This is a genomic window from Streptomyces sp. NPDC047022 (assembly GCF_040644155.1).
GTDB lineage: Bacteria > Actinomycetota > Actinomycetes > Streptomycetales > Streptomycetaceae > Streptomyces.
In genome coordinates this window covers 1-21,665 of sequence record NZ_JBEYVV010000023.1, presented here as the reverse complement: position 1 = coordinate 21,665, position 21,665 = coordinate 1, and the positions used below count along the sequence as shown (strand labels likewise).

At 71.4% G+C, this 21,665-nt stretch carries 15 protein-coding genes and 1 tRNA gene; 2 read left to right on the top strand and 14 right to left on the bottom strand.

Annotation, left to right across the window (positions count from 1 at the left end):
- Positions 1-78: 78 nt before the first annotated feature.
- On the bottom strand, positions 79-1,542 hold the full coding sequence (locus ABZ845_RS22125; protein WP_360982237.1) for an MFS transporter: 1,464 nt from the start codon (positions 1,540-1,542) through the stop codon (positions 79-81).
- 220 nt (positions 1,543-1,762) lie between these two features.
- On the opposite strand from ABZ845_RS22125, the gene ABZ845_RS22120 reads away from it, so the two are divergent.
- Positions 1,763-1,837 (top strand) — tRNA-Cys (locus tag ABZ845_RS22120).
- Positions 1,838-1,953: 116 nt separating this feature from the next.
- Here ABZ845_RS22120 and ABZ845_RS22115 read toward each other — a convergent pair.
- From ABZ845_RS22115 to ABZ845_RS22080, 8 genes are all read right to left on the bottom strand, one after another.
- On the bottom strand, positions 1,954-3,168 hold the full coding sequence (locus ABZ845_RS22115; RefSeq protein WP_360982235.1) for an alpha/beta fold hydrolase: 1,215 nt from the start codon (positions 3,166-3,168) through the stop codon (positions 1,954-1,956).
- A gap of 168 nt (positions 3,169-3,336) precedes the next feature.
- A complete protein-coding gene (locus ABZ845_RS22110; protein WP_360982233.1) occupies positions 3,337-4,581 on the bottom strand; it encodes an SUKH-4 family immunity protein in 1,245 nt (414 codons plus the stop codon).
- A gap of 257 nt (positions 4,582-4,838) precedes the next feature.
- Positions 4,839-7,142, bottom strand: coding sequence for a molybdopterin cofactor-binding domain-containing protein (locus tag ABZ845_RS22105; RefSeq protein ID WP_360982231.1), 2,304 nt, complete (start codon positions 7,140-7,142; stop codon positions 4,839-4,841).
- The gene (locus ABZ845_RS22100; RefSeq protein WP_360982229.1) at positions 7,139-8,686 is read right to left on the bottom strand and encodes a (2Fe-2S)-binding protein; all 1,548 of its coding nucleotides are present in this window, start codon (positions 8,684-8,686) and stop codon (positions 7,139-7,141) included. The genes ABZ845_RS22105 and ABZ845_RS22100 overlap by 4 nt, the downstream gene beginning before the upstream one ends.
- The gene (locus ABZ845_RS22095; RefSeq protein WP_360982227.1) at positions 8,683-9,576 is read right to left on the bottom strand and encodes an FAD binding domain-containing protein; all 894 of its coding nucleotides are present in this window, start codon (positions 9,574-9,576) and stop codon (positions 8,683-8,685) included. The genes ABZ845_RS22100 and ABZ845_RS22095 overlap by 4 nt, the downstream gene beginning before the upstream one ends.
- A gap of 331 nt (positions 9,577-9,907) precedes the next feature.
- A complete protein-coding gene (locus ABZ845_RS22090) occupies positions 9,908-11,527 on the bottom strand; it encodes a beta-N-acetylhexosaminidase (protein ID WP_360982225.1) in 1,620 nt (539 codons plus the stop codon).
- 420 nt (positions 11,528-11,947) lie between these two features.
- Positions 11,948-12,229, bottom strand: coding sequence for a DUF3039 domain-containing protein (locus tag ABZ845_RS22085; RefSeq protein ID WP_360982223.1), 282 nt, complete (start codon positions 12,227-12,229; stop codon positions 11,948-11,950).
- 30 nt (positions 12,230-12,259) lie between these two features.
- The gene (locus ABZ845_RS22080) at positions 12,260-12,829 is read right to left on the bottom strand and encodes a YqgE/AlgH family protein (protein ID WP_360982221.1); all 570 of its coding nucleotides are present in this window, start codon (positions 12,827-12,829) and stop codon (positions 12,260-12,262) included.
- A 255-nt stretch (positions 12,830-13,084) separates the two neighbouring features.
- Between ABZ845_RS22080 and murA the strand changes: the two genes are divergently transcribed.
- On the top strand, positions 13,085-14,425 hold the full coding sequence (murA, locus tag ABZ845_RS22075) for a UDP-N-acetylglucosamine 1-carboxyvinyltransferase (RefSeq protein ID WP_360982219.1): 1,341 nt from the start codon (positions 13,085-13,087) through the stop codon (positions 14,423-14,425).
- A 193-nt stretch (positions 14,426-14,618) separates the two neighbouring features.
- On the opposite strand, the gene ABZ845_RS22070 is transcribed toward murA, so the two are convergent.
- From ABZ845_RS22070 to ABZ845_RS22050, 5 genes are all read right to left on the bottom strand, one after another.
- Positions 14,619-14,900: an HU family DNA-binding protein gene (locus ABZ845_RS22070; protein WP_007382399.1), complete on the bottom strand. Its 282-nt coding sequence runs from the start codon at positions 14,898-14,900 to the stop codon at positions 14,619-14,621.
- Between the two features lie 422 nt (positions 14,901-15,322).
- Complete coding sequence (locus tag ABZ845_RS22065) at positions 15,323-16,741, bottom strand: NAD-dependent malic enzyme (protein ID WP_360982217.1); 1,419 nt, start codon at positions 16,739-16,741, stop codon at positions 15,323-15,325.
- A 459-nt stretch (positions 16,742-17,200) separates the two neighbouring features.
- The gene (locus ABZ845_RS22060) at positions 17,201-19,510 is read right to left on the bottom strand and encodes a UvrD-helicase domain-containing protein (RefSeq protein WP_360982215.1); all 2,310 of its coding nucleotides are present in this window, start codon (positions 19,508-19,510) and stop codon (positions 17,201-17,203) included.
- Between the two features lie 152 nt (positions 19,511-19,662).
- Positions 19,663-20,484, bottom strand: coding sequence for a zf-HC2 domain-containing protein (locus tag ABZ845_RS22055; protein ID WP_360982213.1), 822 nt, complete (start codon positions 20,482-20,484; stop codon positions 19,663-19,665).
- Positions 20,481-21,014 carry a sigma-70 family RNA polymerase sigma factor gene (locus ABZ845_RS22050; RefSeq protein ID WP_360982211.1) on the bottom strand — a complete coding sequence of 178 codons (534 nt, stop codon included), beginning with the start codon at positions 21,012-21,014 and terminating at the stop codon, positions 20,481-20,483. The genes ABZ845_RS22055 and ABZ845_RS22050 overlap by 4 nt, the downstream gene beginning before the upstream one ends.
- Between the last annotated feature and the right edge of the window lie 651 nt (positions 21,015-21,665).

The following is a 21,665-nucleotide window of genomic DNA, read 5'->3' as shown; positions in this document are numbered from 1 at the left end:
GCCGACCGCTCCGCATCCTCCCCGGGTGCGACACGGGTCACAGATCAGCGAGCCGGGCCCGGGCCGGGCCCCTTGGAGTCAGCGCTCCCGCAGCCGGGTCGTCACCCAGGCGCCCGCCAGCGCCACCGCCGCCATCGACAGGAACACCGCGGCGAAGGCGGCCGGGTGGGAGCCGCCGGTGGCCGCCCGGGTGGCCGAGGGGGCGATGGTGCCCCCGCCGAGCGCAGCGAACGCGGCGCCGCCCGCGGAGAGCAGAACGATGTTGGAGAGGCCGTCGGAGATCTGCAGGGCCGCCGAGTTGGCGCCCGCCTCTTCGGGGGCGGACAACTGGAGGAGCAGGACACTGGCCGAGGACAGGACCAGGCCCATGCCGAAGCAGCCGACACCGTAGGCGACGGCGACGGTCCACACGGGCACCGCGTGGATGAGCACGGTAGGGACGGCGGCGATCGACACCGCGACGAGCAGCATGCCGAACGTCACCAGCCGTTCCCGGTACGGCTCCAGGCGCGGCCTCGCCTGCACATACGATCCGACGGCCCAGGTGGCGCCGCCCGCCGCGAGCGAGAATCCGGCCATGGTCGGCGACAGCCCCCGCTGGGTGACCAGCATCAGGGGCACGAAGGTCTCTGCCCCGATGAACGCGCCGTCCGCGACTCCGCGCAGCAGCACCACGGACGGCAGCCCGCGCGCCGCCCGGTAGGTGCCGCGGGGCAGCAGTCCGAGCGCCGCCGGGACCAGCAGGGCGGCGCCCGCGACGCCTGGCAGGAGGGCCGTCCACCGCGCGCCGCCGGGGGCGGACGCGTGCTGGGCGGCGTACTGGAGCAGTCCGGCGCCGAGCGAGATGCCGAGCGCGAGGCGGATGCGGCGCATGTCGAACGGGGCCGCGACCGCCTGTTCGACGGGCCCGCCCGCCCGGCGGCGTATCTGGGGCAGGGCGAGGGCCAGCGGGAAGACCACCAGCACGGGGATGCCGATGAACACCCAGCGCCAGCCGAGCTCCTCGGTCACCGTGCCCGCCGCCAGCGGTCCGACCACGGACGGGACGACCCAGCCCGCGGCGAACGCCGCCATGATGGCGGGCCGCAGCCGCTCCGGATAGGCGCGGCCCACCACGACGTACAGGGCGACGATCACAAGTCCGCCGCCGAGGCCCTGCACGGCCCGCCCCAGGATGAACAGCCACATCGCCCCGGCCGTCCCGCACATCAGCAGCCCGGCGGCGAAGGCGGCGATCCCGCAGGCCAGCGACCCGAGCGGGCCCCTGCGGTCCGACCACTGCCCGGCGAGGACCATGCCGGACAGACTTGTCGTGAAGTAGCCGGAGAACGCGAAGGCGTACAGCGACACCCCGTGCAGCTCGCGCGCCGCGACCGGCATCGCCGTACCGACCGCCGTCGCCTCGAAGGCGATGAGCAGGATGACGGAGACGGTGCCGATGCTCAGCGCCCGGTACGGCGCGCTGAGCACACCGCCGGTGTCGTCCGACCGTACGGAAGCGAGGTCGGCGACGTCTGTGTCGCGGGGTTCCAGGGCTGCCATGCGGGTCAGAGTAAGGGGCCCGGCCGACATTGGCTCCTGTCCGGAGACGGTGATCGGCTGGGACCTTGGTCGTACGACCCGTCGTACGACGGCCGGTCGTTCATGAACGGCGTATGGCAGTCCCGTTGCGGTGCCCGCGATTGCCTTGAACCCTCCGATCGCCCGCCCGTACGGTCGATGCGTCAGGTCGGAACGAGTGAGCCGTGCCGCACCTGGCCTCGACCGTGTACCCGAGCGGCTCAGGGAATCGCCTGCAAAGCGATTGACGCGGGTTCGAATCCCGCCACGGTCTCCATCGCCCCGGGCAGGCGGAGCGAAGGGACGGCACCCCGTGGGGTGCCGGGGGACGACGCCTGTCGGCGGGCGTCCGCCGGGCAACTGTCCGGCGGGCGCCGCACCCCGAAGGCGCCGTCAGTGTCCGAGCGTGTCGTCGAGCCAGTCGTAGATCCGGGCCAGAGCGAGCCGCTGGGCGCCCGCCTGGCAGTGGGCGTCGGCGCCCTCCTCCGCCGTGAACTCCAGGAAGGTCCTGGGGCAGGTGAGGTCGTCGTAGAGCCGACGGGCCTGTCCGGCGAAGAACAGATCCTCGGCGGCGTCGCAGATCAGGGCGGGGCACCGGATCTGCGACGCGATGCCGTCGCGGAGGTGGTAGTCGAGATAGGCGGCGCCGAACGCCCGGGGGGTGGCCGCGCCCATGACGTACATGCCGTGGTTGATCGCCCAGCGCAGCACGGGGTTCTCGGCGGTCATCCGGTCGAGCAGGGCGTCTAGCTCCGGGTCGGAGTCGGCTCGCAGCCGTCGTTCCACCTCGGCGCGCTCGCCCGGCAGGAGGTTGGTCACCGCGGGCCCCAGGTCGTAGACGCCGTCGAGGGCGATCACCGCGGCCAGGCGGTGGTCGAACGCCGCCGCCCGGGGGGCGAGGAGGCCGCCCATGCTGTTGCCGAGCAGGGCGATCCGCTCGTCGTCGACCTCGGGCAGCCCCTTGGCGAAGTCCAGTACCGGACCCACCACGTTCTCCCAGTCGGGGCGGAAGACCAGTCCCTCGCGGTGCAGCGGTCCGGGCTGGCCGGGACCGTCGAAGACCAGCACGGTGTAGCCGCGCTCGACGCCGGCCATCGCCCCGAAGAAGTGCATCTCCTCCGCGGTGCCGTCGAAGCCGTTGTGCATGACGACGGTCGGCCGGGGCTCCCCCGAGGTGTCGGCGCGGTAGAGGTAGCCGGGCAGGGTGGTGCCCTCGTACGGGATCTCGACCGGCTCGATCCGAGGGGTGTACAGCGCCGCCGCCGCTCGGAAGCAGGCCACGCTGCGGTCGTAGGCGTGCTCGTGACGGGGGTCGCACGGGTGGCCGTGCAGGAAGAACTCGGCCGACCGGTAGTAGTTCGAGGCCCGCAGGAAGCCGTCGCGGGCGCTGACCTTGTGCCCGGCGTCCAGGGCCTGCCGGGCCTCGGCGGCGACGCGGTCGGCGGTGGCGAGCCACGCGTCGTGCCAACTGCCGTAGTCGCCTTCGGTGATACGCCGGCTGGTGGAGACCACCTCGCCGAAGTCGGCGCCTCCGTAGGCGATATGACCGAACGAGCGCAGGGTCTCGTACCAGAACTGGGCGTCACCGGGAAACAGCAGTCGTTCCATGGAACCTCTCCTTGACGTCAGTGTCGTTCCAGGCTCCTGTCGGGCGGTGTCCACATTCCAGGCCGGAGAGGGGCGGTGACTGTCCAGTTCTGTCCACAGCGGTCCCCCGGACACACACCTCGCCGTAACCGGCTTGGCTGGTACGGAGGTCACCCTGGCTCGTGGGGTTCAAAGGGGTGCCCAGCACGCTCGTCGCTCTCGCCACGACGAACCCTCAGATGATGAGCCGCGATTCCCGCGGAGCGCTTGGGCGTACAGCCCGCCGCCCGCCTGGTCCTCGAACGCCTCGGGCCAGTAGCGCCGGCCGTCGTCGTGCGGGGTTCTGGGCGTGCGGTCGCAGGCGACCGGGTCGACCGCGGCAAGGGTGCCGGCCATGGTGGCGGCCAGCTGCTCGTACTCGGCCGTCAGGTCGTGCTCCGTGTCGAGCGCCTTCTCGCGGTGGACCAGCCAGACCGTGAACCCCAGGGTGGAAATGTCGGCGTTCAGCGGGCGCAGGCACGCGTCGGGCTCGCTGAAGCACAGGACCGCTCCGGTGGCGCCGTCCAGGACCAGGCTCGTGTCCTCCAGCAGAGAACCGAGGCGTATCAGACGCTCCGCGCCCTCGGGGAGTGAGACCGCCCGGAAGCCGTCGTCGTCCGCGTAGTGCTCGGCGAGGGTCGGCAGGGGGACGTCCGTGTCCAGCTCGTACCAGTAGCCGTTCTCCGGCAGGCCCACCTCGCTCAGGAAGCGGCGGGTCGGCTCGTGCGTGAGCACGCCGGGGAAGTCGACGTCCTCGAAGCGGACGATGGCCGCGGTGCCGAACTCCTCGTCCAGCAGCCTCGGCGGCAGGTCGAGCGCGAGCCCTTCGCCCGGTCGGCCGATCCGGGCCAGGGGACGGATCAGCGCGGTCATCCTCCAGTACGGCGCCACCTCGTCCCCGCCGTCCGCGGCGAACACGGAGGCCAGCCGCTCGGACGCCTCCCGCACGGCCTCGGCACCGTACCCCGTCGGTGCGAACGGGTCGCGGGACGCGGTCAGTTCGTGCGTCGCCGCCGCGAACCGCAGCAGCGCCTCCAGCGAGGGAGCCAGCGGCGAGAGGTCCATCAGGGCGGGGTGGCGCGGGTGGATGTACGTCGTGAAGACCTCGCCCGTGGTGCCGTTGAGCACCAGGGACTCCAAGTCGCGGTCGACGGTGCGCAGCGCGCCTATGACCAGCTGGTCGCGCAGCTCCTCGGCGAGCTTCTCCGCGTCGTCCACGAGCTCGGCGATCCGCCGCAGCGCGGGCTGCCCGGCGAGCGCCCCGAACCCCAGCAGGGCGTCCTCGGAGGGCAGTCCGGGCCCTGTGAGCAACTGCCTCGTCTCGGCGTGCGTGACATATGGATCGAGGTCCGCCTCGGTCAGCGTGATCACGCCACCGGCGCCGGTCGTGCCCATTGCTTCCCCCGCGTTTTCCGTGCGCAGAGCGCCCACGGCAGGGAGAGATTCCCCGTCGGGCGGCTCTCCCCCAACGCGGGAAACACTACGGGGCACCACTGACAACGGCCCCCGGCGCAACACGGGGACTCCCCCGTCTCAGGGGAAGTTCAGGGTTCTCACGGACGGGACGCACCCGCCCGCCCCGGCACCGACACCGACACCGACACCGACACCGACACCGACACCGACACCATCAACGACGTCGGCGCCGTCGCTCACTGCGGCGTGACCACCGCCGCCTGCGGACGGATCGGCAGACGGTTGACCGGGCGGCCCGTCGCCGCACGCACGGCGGAGGCGATGGCCGCGGGGGAAGTCACCACGGGCACCGCGCTGACCGACTTGGCGCCGAACGGCGCGACCACGTCCCGCTCCTCGACCAGTTTGACGATCCGGATGTCGGGCGCGTCCAGGGCCGTCGGCAGGGCGTAGCCCGTCAGATCGGGGTGGCGGACCAGGCCACGGGCCGTGCGCAGGTTCTCCGTGAGGGCGATGCCCACGCCCTGGGTGGCTCCGGCCTCCAGGCGCGCCGCGAGCTGCTTGGGGTTCAGGACCCGGCCGACGTCCTGGGCGAGCGCCAGTTCCACGACCCGCACCGAGCCGATCTCGATGTCCACGTCCACCACCGCGCGGATGGCGCAGAACGCGAGTCCCACGAAGGCGTCGCCCTGGCCCGCCTCGTCCAGCGGCTCGGTCGGGTGCGGGCGGCACTGGGCCGTGGCCCACAGCTCCTTGCCGTCCATCGCCTCGGTCACCGTGGTCGACAGCACACCGTCGTACGAGGTGATCTTGCCGTCGGTGATCTGGAGCAGCTCGGTCGACATACCGAACTTGTGTGCAAGGGGTTGCAGCAGTTGCGTGCGGACCATCTTGGCGGCACGTTCCACCGCGCCGCCCGACACCCAGGTGTGACGGCCTCGGCAGCCCGCCCCCGCCGGCGGCTGGTCCGTGTCGACGGGCGCCACGTGCACCTCTTCGATGCCGAGAGTCTCCTGGACGATCTGCCGCGCCAGCGTGGTGAAGCCCTGGCCGGTCTCGACGGCCGCGCACAGCACCGTCGCCACCCCGTCCTGCACCTTCACCGTGGCCGTGGAGACCTCGTCCGCGCCTTCCGTGCCGAGCATGTGCACCATGCCGACGCCGTATCCGACGCCCCGGCGTACGGCGCCGGGTTCGCCCGCGCCTTCGGGACCGCCCGGCAGCAGCCACTCCTCCTCGGGGGTGTCCTTCGGCAGCTGGGGCAGCGGGTAGTCCCGCACGGCCTCGAGCAGTTCGGCCACCGGAGCCGGGCAGGTCACCGTCTGGCCGGTGGGCAGCGCATCGCCCGTCGCCAGGACATTGCGCAGGCGCAGCTCCGCCGGGTCGACGCCGAGCTTCCTGGCCAGCTTGTCCATCTGGGCCTCGTAGGCGGCGCACACCTGCATCGCGCCCTCGCCGCGCACATGGCCCGAGGGCGGATTGTTGGTGCGGACGGCCCAGCCCTCGATGAACGCGTTCGGGACGATGTAGGGGCCGCAGGCGAAGGAGACCGCGGCGGCCAGGGCCTCCGAGGAGGTGTCCGCGTACGCGCCCGCGTCCAGCAGGATCTGCGCCTCGACCTTCACCAGCTTGCCCTCGGTGTCCGCGTGGTGGCGGTAGCGCAGCAGGGTGGGGTGGCGGTGGACGTGCCCGAGGAAGGACTCTTCGCGCGTCACTGTCAGCTTGACCGGGCAGCCGGTCCTCAGCGCGAGCAGGCCGAGCGGCAGCTGGAAGCCCGGGTCCTCGCGGTCGGCCGTGGCTCCGGCCACCCCGGTGACGACGATCTTCACCCGCTCGGGTTCGAGTCCGTAGACCGCGGCGGCGCGGTCGCGGTCGGCGTGCGGGTCGGTGGAGGCGATGTACAGCTCGACACCGCCGTCCGGCCGGGGCACCGCGAGACCGGCCTCGGCGCCGATGGGGGCGGGGTCCTGGCGGCCGATGCGGTACTGCCCCTCGACGACGATCTCACCGACCGCGTCCGGGTCGCCGTGACGCAGCGGGATATGGCGGATCAGATTGCCGTCCGGGTGCAGTGGCTCGGCCTCAAACGCCTGTTCGGGGTCGGTCACCGGGTCGAGCACCTCGTACTCGACGATGACGGCGGCGGCGGCCAGGCGCGCGGTGTCGGGGTGGTCGGCGGCGACGGCCGCGATCGGCTCACCGTGGTGACGCACGATGTCCGAGGCGAACACGGGCCGGTCGGCCGATCTGCGTCCGTGCAGCGTGGCACCGGGCACGTCCTCGTGCGTGATGACGGCCCGGACACCGGGCATCTCGCGCGCGTGGCTGATGTCGATCGACACGATGCGCGCGTGCGGGTGCGGCGAGCGCAGGACGGCCGCCCACAGCAGGCCCTCGGCCCACAGGTCGGCGGCGTACGGGAAGGTGCCCTCGGTCTTGGCCCATGCGTCGGTGGACGGCAGGGAGACCCCGAGGCCGTGCGGCGCCTCGGGGGCGGGTGCGGCCTCCGCAGTGATCGCGGCGACGGTCTCGTTGCTCACGCCTGGCCTCCGTCCTGGCCGTACGGGTGCTCGTTCGGGGCCGCGCCGCCGAACACGGAGTCACCGAACACGGAGGGGTGAACGCCGCCCGCTCCGGGACCCGCCTGGCGCGGGATGCGGGCCTCCTCGGTGTCGGCGGCCGGCTGCTCCGCCTCCGCGTGCGCCTGGCGCTCGGCGACGACCTCCTTGACGGCCTCCACGACGCCCCGGTAGCCGGAGCAGCGGCACAGGTTGCCGCACAGCGCCTGGCGCGTCTCCAGCTCGGTGGGCGCCGGGTTGCCCTCCAGCAGGTCGTGCACGGTCATCGCCATGCCGGGTACGCAGAAACCGCACTGCACGGCGCCGCACCTGGCGAGCGCCCGCTGCACGTCCGAGGGCTGCCCGTCGGCGGCGAGGCCCTCCACGGTCCGCACCTCACTGCCCGCGGCGGTGACGGCGGACACCAGACAGGACGCGACGAGCCGTCCGTCGACCTGGACGTTGCAGGCGCCGCACTCGCCCTGCGAGCAGCCGTCCTTGGCACCGGCGAGACCGAGCCGCTCGCGCAGCACGTACAGGAGCGATTCACCGATCCACGCATCGGTTACGGGCCGGTCGGACCCGTTCACCCGCAGGACGTACGACACCAGGGGGTGGTCGTCGTGCAGCGGGGCGGGCTCCGGGCCGGGCTCGTCGGCCGGGTCCTGCGCGGGTGCCGCGTCCTGGTCGGCGGCCTCCGGCGCGAGGGCGGGTGCGTCGCCGTGCACGGGCGCGGGCGTCTCTTCGGCGTCCTGCGCGTCGTGGTCCGCCGCGCCGGTGTCGGCCGCTGCGGCGTCCGGTGCGCCGAAGGGCTCGTGTGGCTCCTGAGCGGCCTCGGGAGCCTCGGGGTCACCACCGGGCCGCGAGTCCTCGTACGACGCCGCGGGCGGCTCTCCAGGGGCCTCAGGGGCCTCGGCCGGCGCGTGGGCGGCACTCTCGTGCGCCCCGTCCGGCCAGGACGGTTCGGCCGTCTCCGTCGCCCAGGGCGCGGGCGCACCACCCGGCAGCGTCGGGGGCGGGGTCGCACCCCACTGCTCGATGAGGGAGGACGTGGTGAACTCACCCGACTCGTCGGGCAGATCACCGCCCGCCACCGGGATCGACCACTGGCCGGTGACGTCATGACCCGGCGCGGCCGACGGCGCCTGGGGCGCGGCCTCCTCGAAGCGCCACTGCCCGGTCGCCCCGGGGTCGTAGGTGAACCCGTCGCCGGGCCCATCCCGCCCCTCGGGGTCCTGGCCGGCCCACGGGGCGCCCTCGGCGGGCGCGCCCCAGGTGCCGTCGGCCGCCGGGCCGGTGGGCGTGCCCGCCGCCGGGGTGAACGAGGGGGGCACATACCCGTGGCCGGGCGCGGCCAGGGGGCTGTGCGAGGCGAGGAGGGCTTCTATGCCGCCCTCGGGAAGCTGGACGAAGGCGGTCGCGCCGTCGTCGTACTCCCCCGGCAGCCGCTCCCAGGAGCCCTGGGTTCCCTGGGTGCCCCCTTGGGGGGCATGGGGGGCGTCCTCCGGGTGCTGGTCGTCGGTCACGACAGTGCCCTCCCCAACGCTCGTCGGGCCAGCGCGGCGACGGTGCGCCGCAGGTGCAGTACGGCGGGTGGAAGCTGCTGCACGGTGCCGTCCTCGGCGGGCTCGGCATCGGGGATGCAGGCCGCGGCGACGTACTCGCCGAACGCGGTGAGCGCCTGGGGGACGATCGCGCGGCTGTTGTCCCAGTCGATGAGCTGGGCGACCCACTGCTCGGCCTCCAGGGGACGCAGCGGCATCGGCGCGATGGCGCCGACGGCGCAGCGCACACCGCGCCGGGCCGGGTCGAGGACGAGGGCCACGGACGCGACGGCGCGTCCCGGGCCGGTGCGTCCGGTCGCCTTCAGGAAGACCTGCGGGGCGTGCAGCAGCGGCACGCGCACGTAGCCGATGAGCTCGCCCGCGCGCAGCATCTCCATGCCGGCGAGCAGATGCGAGACGGGGATCTCGCGGCGGGCTCCGCCCTGGCCCGCGATGATCAGCGTGGCCTCCAGGGCGGCAAGCACCGGAAGCGAGTCCCCGGTGGGGGCGGCCGAGGCGATGTTGCCGCCCAGGGTGCCCGCGTTGCGGATGTGCGGCGGTCCGGCCGCCCTCGCGGCCGCCGCGAGGGCCGGGATGAGGGCCGCGAAGTCGGGGCGGCCCATGCGCGCGTGGGTGAGCCCGGCGCCGAGCAGCGCGTGGCCGTCCTGGTACTGCCAGCCGCGGATCTCGCTGATACGGCCGAGACCGACCAGCGCGGCGGGCCGCAGCTGTCCGGAATTGACCGCGGCCATGAGGTCGGTGCCACCCGCCACGGGGACGGCGGCCGGCAGGGCGGCCAGCGCCGCCACGGCCTCGTCCAGCGAGGCGGGCAGCGTCACGGCCTGCGCCGCCTGCGGTGCGTGCGTGGTCAAACCGGCTGCCCCTTCCCGCTGCCCCACCTGGTCCTGCCTGTGATGCCGTACGGTACGTGCTGACAGGGCGGACGTGGCAACTCTGGCACATCTTTCCCGGCCCCCGACGCGGGGGTCCGCTAGGAGCCGTTCGCCCCTTCACCAGGGAGATGGTCCGTTTTGTCACCGGATCGCCGATGAGGGGGAATTCCCGCCCTCCGGTGCCCTTGTGGGCGTTTTCCCCTGGCCCGTCTCCCGTGCGGGGCTCCCCCGCCGGTCTTCCGTACAGACCTCACGTGCCGGGGCACGTTGCCGGGCACCGGCGCCCCTCGCCCGCACCACGGCGGGTAACTCACACGTTCGGGGGCGCACCCTCGATCGGGCGTCCGAGCACCCCGGGCCTCAGCTGCCACGGCCGGGGCCCCTCGGGCGGCCGGTAGGCAACTCCCAAGGCGTCGAGCCGGCGGTAGTGGGTGCTCATCCGCCGCTCGAAGCCGGCGACGTCGCGTTCCGCGGGGGCGGGCAGTGCGCTCCAGGCGACCTCGGCGAACGCCGCGAGCCGGGGAAACGCCTGGTAGTCCACGCGCGCGTGATCCTCCGTCACCTCGGTCCACAGATTGGCCTGAGCGCCGAGAACATGCCGCGCCTCGTCCGGGGTGAGCTGCGGTGGAACCGGCTCGAATCGGTAGACGTCCTCCAGGGTGCGGACGTAGCCGATGGGCACCGGCTCCCGCTCGCCGCCGTCCTGACGGTGGTCCAGGTACACATGCTGCTGCGGGCACATGACGACGTCGTGACCGGCCCGCGCCGCCGTGACGCCACCCGCGTACCCCCGCCACGAGGACACGGCGGCGCCTTCGGCGAGCCCTCCCTGGAGGATCTCGTCCCAGCCGATGAGGCGGCGACCGCGCGCGGTGAGCCAGGTGTCGAAGTGCCGGACGAACCACGACTGGAGTCCGTCCTCGCCCGCGAGCCCCAGTTCTTCGATGCGTGCCCGCGCCGCGGGGGACGCGCGCCACTGGTCCTTCGCGCACTCGTCACCGCCGATATGGATGAAGGGCGACGGAAACAGTTCCAGGACTTCTTCGAACACTCCCTCGTAGAACCTGAGGGTGTTGTCGGTGGGGGCGAGTACGTTGCGGGAGATGCCCCAGTCGTCCCAGACCGTGAGGGAGGCCGTGTCGATGACATCACTGTTTCCGAGTTCGGGGTACGCGGCGATGGCCGCCTGGCTGTGCCCGGGAACGTCTATCTCGGGGACGACGGTGATATGCCGTCGGTCCGCGTAGGCCACGATCTCGCGGATGTCGTCGCGTGTGTAGAAACCGCCGTGCGGCTTCTCCTCCCACAGCGGTGAGGCCCGGTGGCCGATTCTGCTGCGCGCCCGCCAGGAACCGACCTCGGTGAGGCCGGGATACCGCTCGATCTCGAGCCGCCAGCCCTGGTCGTCGGTCAGATGGAAGTGGAAGACGTTGAGTTTGTGGGCGGCCATCAGATCCAGATAGCGCAGAACGCCTTCCTTGGGCATGAAGTGCCGGGCGACGTCCAGCAGGAGGCCGCGCCAGCGGAAGCGGGGCGCGTCCTCGATGACCTGGTGCGGGACCGAGTGCGTGGCCCCCTGACGCAGCGGGGCACGTCGGAAGGCGTCGGGCCCGAGGAGCTGACGCAGCGTCTGGGCGCCCCAGAACACCCCGGAAGCGTCGCCGCCCCGGATCTCGGCACCGCGGTCGGCGACGGCCAGCCGGTACGCCTCGGGCTCCAGGGAGTCGTCCAGGTGAAGCCGTACGGAGTTGCGGCCGTCCTCGGGGCCGGAGGGGAACATGAGTCCGAGGGCTGGACCGAGGACGGAGCGCAGCCAGCTTTCGGTCGTGCCGGTGCCGGGCGCGGCCCACAAGGTGGTGCCGGCGTCGAGCGGAAAACGGTGGGGCCCCGGGCCCTCGATGACGCGCGGCGCCGGAATCAGGTGCGACACATCGCTCCTCGACCGCACCGCCCGGCCCCGACCGGACGGCGCTCTACGGGTACGGATACATAGCTGCGCGGGTTCGGATACGAGTACGTGTACACGGCCGTACGCGTCCGGAAAAGATCCCCGTGGTGTCCGCCGGGGCGGCCGAAGGCATGATCGGAAAGTACGGTCGGGGAAGCAAGGCGGAATCGCGCCGCTCCGTCCGCGGGACGCGGGAAACACGGCCGTCTCCGGGGGTCACGGAAAACACGGCCGGAACATGCCTCGAAAGACTCCGGGAGTCACCGGAAGGAGCTGCCCGGCGAAGGGCGGCGGAAGACGGTGGAGGAAGGCGGAAGACGCGGAAACCCCCGGGGTGCGCGCGGCGCGTCCCGGGGGCCCAGCGGTCATGGGGCGGCGAACCGGCCCGACTGACCGGACCGACTACTTGTCGCCACCCTTGCCCTGGTCGCCGCCGACCTCCATGGACTCGTAGATCTCCTTGCACATGGGGCAGACGGGGTACTTCTTGGGGTCACGGCCCGGTACCCACACCTTGCCGCACAGCGCCACGACGGGCGTGCCGTCCAGGGCGCTCGCCATGATCTTGTCCTTCTGGACGTAGTGGGCGAAGCGCTCGTGGTCACCGTCGCCGTGCGACACCTGCGGCGTCGGCTCGACGAGGGTCCCCGTACCGGTGCCGCGCTCGGGCTCAAGAGTGCTCATACCGCCAAGGGTACTGAAAGCTCACTCGCATCAGTTGAGCGTGGGGTCGTCCGGGTAGGTGGCCACCATCGCCAGCTCGCTTCGCTGGCGACGCAGCACCTCGCGCCACAGCCGCTCCGGCTCCGGGGACGAGACATCACCGGGCTCCGACTCGACGACGTACCACGCGCCTTCCACCAGCTCGTCCTCCAGCTGGCCCGGCCCCCAGCCGGCGTATCCGGCGAAGATGCGCAGTGAGCCGAGGGCCTTCGCGAGCAGTTCCGGCGGGGCCTCCAGATCCACCAGGCCGATCGCGCCGTGCACGCGACGCCAGCCGAGGGGGGCGCGTTCCCCGCAGCCGCCGGGGATCACCGCGACGCCGAGCGCCGAGTCCAGCGAGACCGGGCCGCCCTGGAAGACGACCCCCGGTTCACCCGCGAGGTCGGCCCAGCCCTCCAGGATGTCGCCCACATCCACGGGAGTGGGACGGTTGAGGACCACCCCGAGCGAGCCCTCCTCGTCGTGGTCGAGAAGGAGCACCACAGCGCGGTCGAAGTTCGGGTCCGCCAGAGCGGGAGTGGCCACGAGCAGCCGCCCTGTGAGCGAGGACACCTCGGTCATGGCAGACATGATCTCGCATCCCGCGTCTTCGCGGGAGGCAATGCGGGTACGCGGGTGAATGCACCACACGGCGCAGGGGTGCGGTGCGGGCGCACGCGGCGGATGGGCTGTAACCCCTTGCGTCCGCTTATGCACGGTTCGTGTTGTGTCCAATCCATGACCTGGCTGGGAAGCACTCGGACTTACTTAAGGGGGGTGTACGGCCATTACGCTTACGTCTCCGGCCCAAGCCCAACTCCACGGAACGCGAGATTCATGACCGTCAACGACGATGTCCTCCTTGTCCACGGCGGCACCCCGCTCGAGGGCGAGATCCGTGTCCGCGGTGCGAAGAACCTCGTACCGAAGGCCATGGTCGCCGCCCTCCTGGGCAGTGCGCCCAGCAGACTGCGCAATGTCCCCGACATCCGTGACGTGCGCGTGGTGCGCGGGCTGCTCCAGCTGCACGGCGTGACGGTCAGGCCGGGTGAGGAGCCGGGCGAGCTGGTGCTCGACCCGACCCGCGTCGAGAGTGCGAACGTCGCCGACATCGATGCCCACGCGGGCTCGTCGCGCATCCCGATCCTCTTCTGCGGCCCGCTGCTGCACCGTCTGGGGCACGCGTTCATCCCGGGTCTCGGCGGCTGCGACATCGGCGGCCGTCCCATCGACTTCCACTTCGACGTGCTGCGCCAGTTCGGCGCCGTCATCGAGAAGCGAGCGGACGGCCAGTACCTCGAGGCGCCCAAGGGGCTGCGCGGTACGAAGATCCGGCTGCCGTACCCGTCCGTCGGCACGACCGAGCAGGTGCTGCTGACGGCCGTGCTCGCCGAGGGTGTCACCGAGCTGTCCAACGCGGCGGTCGAACCCGAGATCGAGGACCTCATCTGCGTGCTGCAGAAGATGGGCGCGATCATCGCGATGGACACCGACCGCACGATCCGCATCACGGGTGTGGAGAAGCTCGGCGGCTACGCCCACCGCGCGCTCCCGGACCGTCTGGAGGCGGCGTCCTGGGCGTCGGCTGCGCTGGCGACCGAGGGCGACATCTACGTCCGCGGCGCCCAGCAGCGCTCGATGATGACGTTCCTGAACACCTACCGGAAGGTGGGCGGTGCCTTCGAGATCGACGACGAGGGCATCCGCTTCTGGCACCCGGGCGGCCAGCTGAAGTCCATCGCGCTGGAGACGGATGTGCACCCGGGCTTCCAGACGGACTGGCAGCAGCCGCTGGTGGTCGCGCTGACGCAGGCCACGGGCCTCTCGATCATCCACGAGACGGTCTACGAGTCCAGGCTCGGCTTCACCTCGGCCCTCAACCAGATGGGTGCGCACATCCAGCTCTACCGCGAGTGCCTCGGCAGCTCCGACTGCCGTTTCGGGGCGCGCAACTTCCTGCACTCCGCGGTGGTTTCGGGCCCGACCAAGCTCCAGGGCGCCGATCTGGTCATCCCCGACCTGCGCGGTGGCTTCTCGTACCTGATCGCGGCCCTCGCGGCCCAGGGCACGTCCCGGGTCCACGGCATCGACCTGATCAACCGGGGCTACGAGAACTTCATGGAGAAGCTCGTCGAGCTGGGTGCGAAGGTGGAGCTTCCGGGCAAGTCGCTCGGCTGACGGCCGTATCACGCGGACAGACAGAAGGGGCGGTCACCCGAACCGGGTGACCGCCCCTCGAGCCTTACTGGGCCCGGAATGGCTCACTGGGCCCGGACGCCGCCGTGGGGGGCGTCCGCAGGCCTCGTCGCGCCGTCCCGTGGCGGTACGGCCCGTACGCCGCCGTCCCGTGGCGTACGTACCGACAGCAAGGTCACTTGCCCTTGGCGGCTTCCTTGAGCTTGGAGCCCGCGGAGACCTTCACGCTGTAGCCGGCCGGGATCTGGATCGGGTCGCCGGTCTGCGGGTTGCGCGCGGTGCGAGCGGCACGGTGGGTGCGCTCGAAGGTCAGGAAGCCGGGGATGGTGACCTTCTCGTCGCCCTTGGCGACGATCTCGCCGACCGTCTCGGCGAACGCGGCCAGCACGGCGTCGGCGTCCTTGCGGGTCACCTCGGCGCGGTCGGCCAGCGCGGCCACCAGCTCACTGCGGTTCATGTTGTTACTCCCGTGTTCTTCTTGCCGTTGAGGCGTGCCACGCGGCGGGGCCGCATGATGGGCACGTCGAAGCCGATGCTGCCAGGGTCTTCTGTGAGTCCCCGGACCCGGGTCCGTCGTCAGACCCTCGCGCCCGAAGACGCATCCTGCCCCCACCTGCGGCGGGAAAGCCAATCCGGCACCCGTAGGAGTCGCGAGAACACCCGTGGGAGTCACACGATGAGCGCCACTGCCTCGCCGCGGTGACACCCCGCGGCGAGACCCGGTCCGCTCCCGGCGACGGATCGCAGGTCCTGATGAGCCTGAGCCCGGCCGCCACCATAGAGGGCGACCAGGGGCCCGGGGTTCCGCGACGCGCCGGATTCACAACCGCCGTGGCAATGGTCACAGCACGTGCACAAACGGGCAGCGGCCCGCCGGGGCTACCGGCCCGAGCCCGGCGCCGCCTTGGCCGCCTCGCGCACGGCGTCGGCGACCGCGCCGGCGACCCTCTCGTTGAAGACGCTCGGGATGATGTAGTTCGGGTTCAGCTCACCGTCGGTGACGACATCGGCGAGCGCGGTCGCGGCGGCCAGCATCATGTCGGTGTTGACGGTGCGGGACTGCGCGTCCAGCAGGCCGCGGAACACGCCCGGGAACACCAGGACGTTGTTGATCTGGTTCGGGAAGTCGGAGCGGCCGGTGGCCACAACGGCGGCCGTCTGACGGGCGATTGCGGGGTCGACCTCGGGGTCCGGATTCGCGAGCGCGAACACGATCGCGCCGTCGGCCATGGCGGCCACGTCGTCCCCGTCGATCACGTTCGGGGCGGAGACGCCGATGAACACATCGGCTCCGCGTACGGCCTCCTTGAGGGTGCCCGTGAGGCCCTCGGGGTTGGTGTTGTCGGCGATCCAGCGCAGCGGGGAGTCCGGGGCGGCCTCGACCAGGTCCTCGCGTCCGGCGTGCACGACACCGTGGATGTCGGCGACGACGGCGTTCTTCACACCCGCCGCGAGCAGCAGCTTGAGGATCGCCGTGCCGGCCGCGCCGGCGCCCGACATCACGACGCGCACATTCTCGATCGCCTTGCCCACCACGCGAAGTGCGTTGGTGAGGGCGGCCAGGACGACGATGGCGGTGCCGTGCTGGTCGTCGTGGAAGACGGGGATGTCGAGGGCCTCGCGAAGGCGCGCCTCGATCTCGAAGCAGCGGGGCGCGGAGATGTCCTCGAGGTTGATGCCCGCGAACCCCGGGGCGATCGCCTTGACGATCTCGACGATCGCGTCGGGGTCCTGGGTGTCCAGGCAGAGCGGCCAGGCGTCGATTCCGGCGAACCGCTTGAAGAGGGCCGCCTTGCCCTCCATGACGGGCAGCGCGGCCTTCGGGCCGATATTGCCGAGGCCCAGCACGGCCGACCCGTCCGTCACAACCGCAACGGAGTTGCGCTTGATGGTGAGGCGGCGCGCGTCCTCCGGGTTCTCCGCGATGGCCATGCACACGCGAGCCACGCCCGGCGTGTAGATCATGGAGAGGTCGTCACGGTTGCGGATGGGGTGCTTCGACGCCATCTCGATCTTGCCGCCGAGGTGCATGAGGAACGTACGGTCGGAGACCTTGCCCAGGGTCACGCCCTCGATGCCGCGCAGCTTCTCCACGATCTCCTGTGCGTGGGAGGTCGAGGTGGCGGCGATGGTGACGTCGATGCGGAGCTTCTCGTGGCCGGACGCCGTGACGTCGAGGCCGGTCACCGAGCCTCCGGAGGACTCGACCGCCGTGGTGAGCTGGGAGACCGCGGTTCCGCTGGCGGGCACCTCCAGCCGGACCGTCATCGAGTAGGAGACGCTGGGCGCCGTTGCCATGGCCGACTTCCTCTGCTTTTTCCGTGTCGCGAATGTGCCGTCCGATCGTCGCACCTACCGGTGAGTACGTGGTAGCCGCCCCGGATTGCGAACGTTTTGTTCGCCGATCCCGCGTAGATTCGGAAGGAGCGTTCCACCATACGAGAGCGGGTGGGTGGTGAAAGAGACCAGGATCACCCGGATCACCCACGGGCGGACGCGGAGAAGAGAGCGGCGACGAAAAGGGGTCCGCGTCGTGGTGACGCGGACCCCTTCTCCGTTTCAGTGACACCGACCCGCCATGCTCGCCTCGCGGCAAGTGGTCGCTCGTAGCGACGAAGGTTGGGCCCGGGGGCTTGGATCGAGCCGGTGTCACGTACAGGCTAACAAACGGATCGCGTACGGCCATTCCCGTAGCGAGAGTTCACCTTCCCGGTGCCCGGAAGCCCGCGGCCGCAGGGCCTTCGCGTCGTCACCCGTTCAGTCCCGCAGGAGGTCCGGCACCCGGGCCGCGTCCGGCTCGTCCCGCTCCGTCGAGACGACGGTGAGCTGCTGCGTCGCCCGGGTGAGCGCCACGTACAGCACCCGCAGCCCCGCGGGGCTCTCGTCCGCGATCTCCGCGGGCGAGACGACCACCGTCGCGTCGTACTCCAGGCCCTTGGCCTCCAGACTGCCGAGCGCCACCACCCGGTCACCGAGCCCGGCGACCCAGCGAGCCGCCTCCTCGCGCCGGTTCATGGCGACGACGACCCCGACCGTGCCGTCGACGAGGCCGAGCAGCCGTTCCGCCTCCTCACGCACGGCCTCGGCCTGCGACTCCCTCACGACCGCGAAGCGCGGCTCGACCCCCGTGGAGCGGACGGCCGAGGGCGCCTCGGAGCCGGGCATCGCCAGAGCGAGCACCTTCGCGGCAAGGTCGGCGATCTCGGAGGGGTTGCGGTAGTTGACCGTCAGGGTGAAGCGGCGGCGCGGACGCGTGCCCAGTGCCTCGTCCCGCGCCTCGGCCGCCTCGTCCGGGTCGGACCACGACGACTGGGCGGGGTCGCCGACCACCGTCCAGGTCGCATGCCGCCCGCGCCGCCCGACCATCCGCCACTGCATCGGCGTGAGGTCCTGCGCCTCGTCGACGATCACATGCGCGTACTCGGTGCGCTCCTGGGCGAGCCGCTCGGCCCGCTCCCACTGCGACTCCTCGCGTACGGGCATCAGCTCCTCGAGCCCGGTCAGCTGGTCCAGCGGGTCCAGTTCACGCTTCTTCTTGGGGCGGGGCGGCGCTCCGAGGACGGCCTGGAGCTCGTCCAGCATCGCCACGTCGTGCACGGTGAGCCCGTCCCGCCTGAGGGAACGGGCGACCCTGCGCACCTCCCCGGGGTTGAGGACCCGCCGGGCCCAGCGGCCCAGGCGCCGCTCGTCGGCCATCGCGTCCAGCACACCGCGCGGGGTCAGCTCGGGCCACCAGGCGTCCAGGAACGCGATGAAGGAGTCCTCGCAGACGATGTCCTCGTCGAAGGAGGACCGCAGTTCCGCGGCCAGCTCGGGGTCGGAGTGCCTGCCCGCCGCGCCCGAGCGCGCCCACAGGGCGTCCAGCAGCAGCTTGCGGGCACGCGGGCGCAGCAGGTTCACCGGCGCGGTGCCGCCCAGGGCGGTGCGCCGGATGCGTTCCAGTTCGGCGGCCTCCAGTTCGATGCGACGGCCGAAGGCGACCACACGCAGCCGGGTCGGCGAGCCGTTCGATTCCAGCGCCCCGCGTGCCGCCTTCCGCAGCGTCTTGAGCATGCGGTACGAGCCCTTGACGCGGGCCGTGGACGGGGAGTCGTACAGCGTGGCCTCGGCGCCGTCGACCAGCGAGCCGATGGCGCGGATGGCGACCTGGCCCTCCTCGCCGAGCGAGGGGAGCACCCCCTCGGTGTACGCGACCAGCAGCGGAGTGGGCGACACGATCAGGATGCCGCCCGCGTATCTGCGCCGGTCCTGGTACAGCAGATAAGCGGCGCGGTGCAGGGCGACGGCCGTCTTGCCCGTGCCGGGGCCGCCCTCCACATACGTCACGGAGGCGGCGGGGGCACGGATGACCATGTCCTGCTCGGCCTGGATCGACGCCACGATGTCCCGCATCGTGTGGGTGCGGGCCTGGCTGAGGGCGGCCATCAGGGCGCCGTCGCCGATCACCGGCAGTTCGCGGCCTTCGAGGTTCGCGTGCAGCTCGGGGCGCATCAGGTCGTCCTCGACGCCGAGCACCTTGCGGCCCTTGGAGCGGATGACCCGGCGCCGTACGACCCGCCCGGGGTCGACCGGCGTGGAGCGGTAGAAGGGGGCCGCGGCCGGTGCCCGCCAGTCGATGACCAGCGGTGCGAAGTCCTCGTCGAGGACTCCGATCCTGCCGATGTGCAGAGTCTCGGCGATATCGGCCGTGTTGTCGGGGCGCACCGCGCCCTCCGCCGGCTCGATCGCCGTGTACGCGCCGTCCGGGCCCTTCTTGCCGTCCTTGCCGAGCAGCAGGTCGATACGGCCGAAGAGGAAGTCCTCGTACTCGTTGTTGAGCCGGTTGAGGTGCACGCCCGCCCGGTAGACCTGGGCGTCCCGCTCCGCGAGGGCCCCGGGCGTGCCGACATGGCCGCGCTTGGCGGCGTCGTTCATCAGGAACTCCGCCTCGTGGATCTTCTCCTCAAGGCGCCGGTACACCCGGTCCAGGTGTTCCTGTTCGACGCCGACCTCACGGTCACGGAGCGAGTCGTGTGCGGACTTGCCGGCCGGGCCGTGCGCGGAATCCTGTTGAACCTGAGCGGCCACCGGGCCCCCTTCTGACGTGCTGGGCAGCCGTCCACCGTACGCGAACAGGGCCCGAAGAGGCTACGCTACGGCCTGCTCCGGACCCCTGCACGCGTAGGCCGCGACGTGCCCTCGGGTACGTCGCGGAAGGTGCTCGGTCGATCTCGGGAACGCTACGCGTTCACCTCCACCAGCCGCTTCCCGTCGAACGTCATGACCTCGAAGTGGTCGATCTGGTTGGGCGTGAAGGCGGCGCCGCCGTGCACGTACAGCGGGTTCTTGGCCTCCTCCGTCTTGCCGTTCGGGATGCCGTATCCCCACTTCGGGACGGACCAGGAGGTGACCGTCTCGCGCTCGCCGTTCTTGCCGACGGCGATCAGGGAGCACCTCAGCGGGCCCGTGACGTTCTTCAGCTGGAGCACGGCGTGGGTACCCCAGTCCCTGGGCTCCAGCGCGACCACGGCGTTGACCTTGGTGTTCGGGTCGGTCGCCGAGTGCTTGTCCGACATGACCTGGAACGCCTGCTGGGCGGGGCCCATGGCCATCGGGTCGGTCGGACCGCTGCTGCCGCCTCCGTTCACCGCCATGACGGTGAGCGGACCGCCGATGATCAGCGCCGCCGCCGCCGCGACGAGGTAGAAGCCACGCCGGCGCTTCTGCGCGCGCCGCTCGGACACCTCGTCGACCAGCCGTTCGACCAGTCGCGGGCTGGGTTTCGCGGACAGGGATTCGCCGATGGCCTGGGTGCCCTGGTTGCCCGGCAGGTCCGCGAGCGCGGCCAGCATCGGTTCCATGCCCGCCAGCTCGTCCAGCTGCTGGGCGCACCAGTCGCAGGTGGCGAGGTGCGCCTCGAAGGCCGTCGCCTCGGCGTCGTCCAGGATGCCGAGGGCGTAGGCGCCCACGGTCTCGTGGATGTCGCCCTGCCCCTGGGGACCCTGGGGACCTCTTACCGCGCCGGGACCGCCGTTGCCGAATCCCCCGTACAGATTGCTCATGCCGTCACCCCCCGCTCCTCCAGTGCCAGCTTCATGGACCGCAGGGCGTAGAACACCCTGGAGCGCACCGTTCCGCTGGGGATGCCGAGCGTTTCGGCCGCCTCATTGACCGTACGCCCTTTGAAGTACGTTTCGACCAGGACCTCCCTGTGTGCCGGGGTCAGGTCGTCCAGCGCGTCCGACAGTGTCATCAGCCACAACGCCTTGTCGATCTCGTCCTCCGCGGGGATGACCTCCAGCGGCGACGGGTCGACCTCCTGCGGCCGGGCCTGCCGGCTGCGGTGACCGTCGATGACGATGCGCCGGGCGACCGTCACCAGCCAGGGGCGTACCGAACCGGTCGCTCGATTGAGCTGGCCGGCGTTCTTCCAGGCACGGATGAGCGTCTCCTGCACGACGTCCTCGGCGCGCTGCCGGTCTCCGGCGACCAGGCGCAGCACGTAGGCGAGCAGGGGTCCCGCGTGTTCCCGATACAGGGCACGCATCAGCTCCTCGTCCGGCTCCGTCGACGGGGACGAGGACGAGGTCATGCGATGTCGGGCCCTTGGCCTTCGTTCATCAGCCACGGCGGAATCCTTGCGCACGCCTACCTCCGGTGTCCGGGGGTTCCCCCAGTCGGTCGCTCGTAACCGGGTACGCGTGCGAACGCCCATGTGTTCAATGCGAAGCCACAAATTTCTTGCGAGAGGTGTGAAACGCCACTCCTCTGGGCACTCATACCTGCCCCAACAGGACATACGGCCGCAGGCACGAAGAGACCCAGGTCACAGCCCTCTGGCCCTTCACTTCCGGGCTTGGCTTGATCGCAGTGTGAAAATCTGGCCGGACTTCGATGGAGAAGTCGTCAAGGCAAGGGAAGTTACCGTTCAGTTTCGGCCACTCTTTGACAGGAGTCGCCCGTTTTCCGCGAGTTCTGCGGAAGCCCCCGGTTTTCACGAAAGTGCCTGGTAGGGGCGGTACTACGCGCGGTCGCGAAGGTACTACACGCAGGTGCGCAGGGCTGTGCGCGAGCGAACGCGACGCTACGTACGGAAACGGCGGTGCTACGTACGGGAACGGCGACGGGGTGAACGTTGCCTGCCGCGGCACTAGACGAGTCTGTCCAAATACGGTCAGTGATCGAAGGCGGTCAGTGAGCGGCTGACCGCCTGGCCGGTCTGGAAGTTGTGCCAGATTGCGGC

Coding starts and splice junctions, on each gene's coding strand:
- ABZ845_RS22125 (WP_360982237.1), bottom strand. CDS start 1,542: ATGGCAGCCCTGGAACCCCGCGACACAGACGTCGCCGACCTCGCTTCC.
- ABZ845_RS22115 (WP_360982235.1), bottom strand. CDS start 3,168: ATGGAACGACTGCTGTTTCCCGGTGACGCCCAGTTCTGGTACGAGACC.
- ABZ845_RS22110 (WP_360982233.1), bottom strand. CDS start 4,581: ATGGGCACGACCGGCGCCGGTGGCGTGATCACGCTGACCGAGGCGGAC.
- ABZ845_RS22085 (WP_360982223.1), bottom strand. CDS start 12,229: ATGAGCACTCTTGAGCCCGAGCGCGGCACCGGTACGGGGACCCTCGTC.
- ABZ845_RS22080 (WP_360982221.1), bottom strand. CDS start 12,829: ATGACCGAGGTGTCCTCGCTCACAGGGCGGCTGCTCGTGGCCACTCCC.
- murA (WP_360982219.1), top strand. CDS start 13,085: ATGACCGTCAACGACGATGTCCTCCTTGTCCACGGCGGCACCCCGCTC.
- ABZ845_RS22070 (WP_007382399.1), bottom strand. CDS start 14,900: ATGAACCGCAGTGAGCTGGTGGCCGCGCTGGCCGACCGCGCCGAGGTG.
- ABZ845_RS22065 (WP_360982217.1), bottom strand. CDS start 16,741: ATGGCAACGGCGCCCAGCGTCTCCTACTCGATGACGGTCCGGCTGGAG.
- ABZ845_RS22055 (WP_360982213.1), bottom strand. CDS start 20,484: ATGAGCAATCTGTACGGGGGATTCGGCAACGGCGGTCCCGGCGCGGTA.
- ABZ845_RS22050 (WP_360982211.1), bottom strand. CDS start 21,014: ATGACCTCGTCCTCGTCCCCGTCGACGGAGCCGGACGAGGAGCTGATG.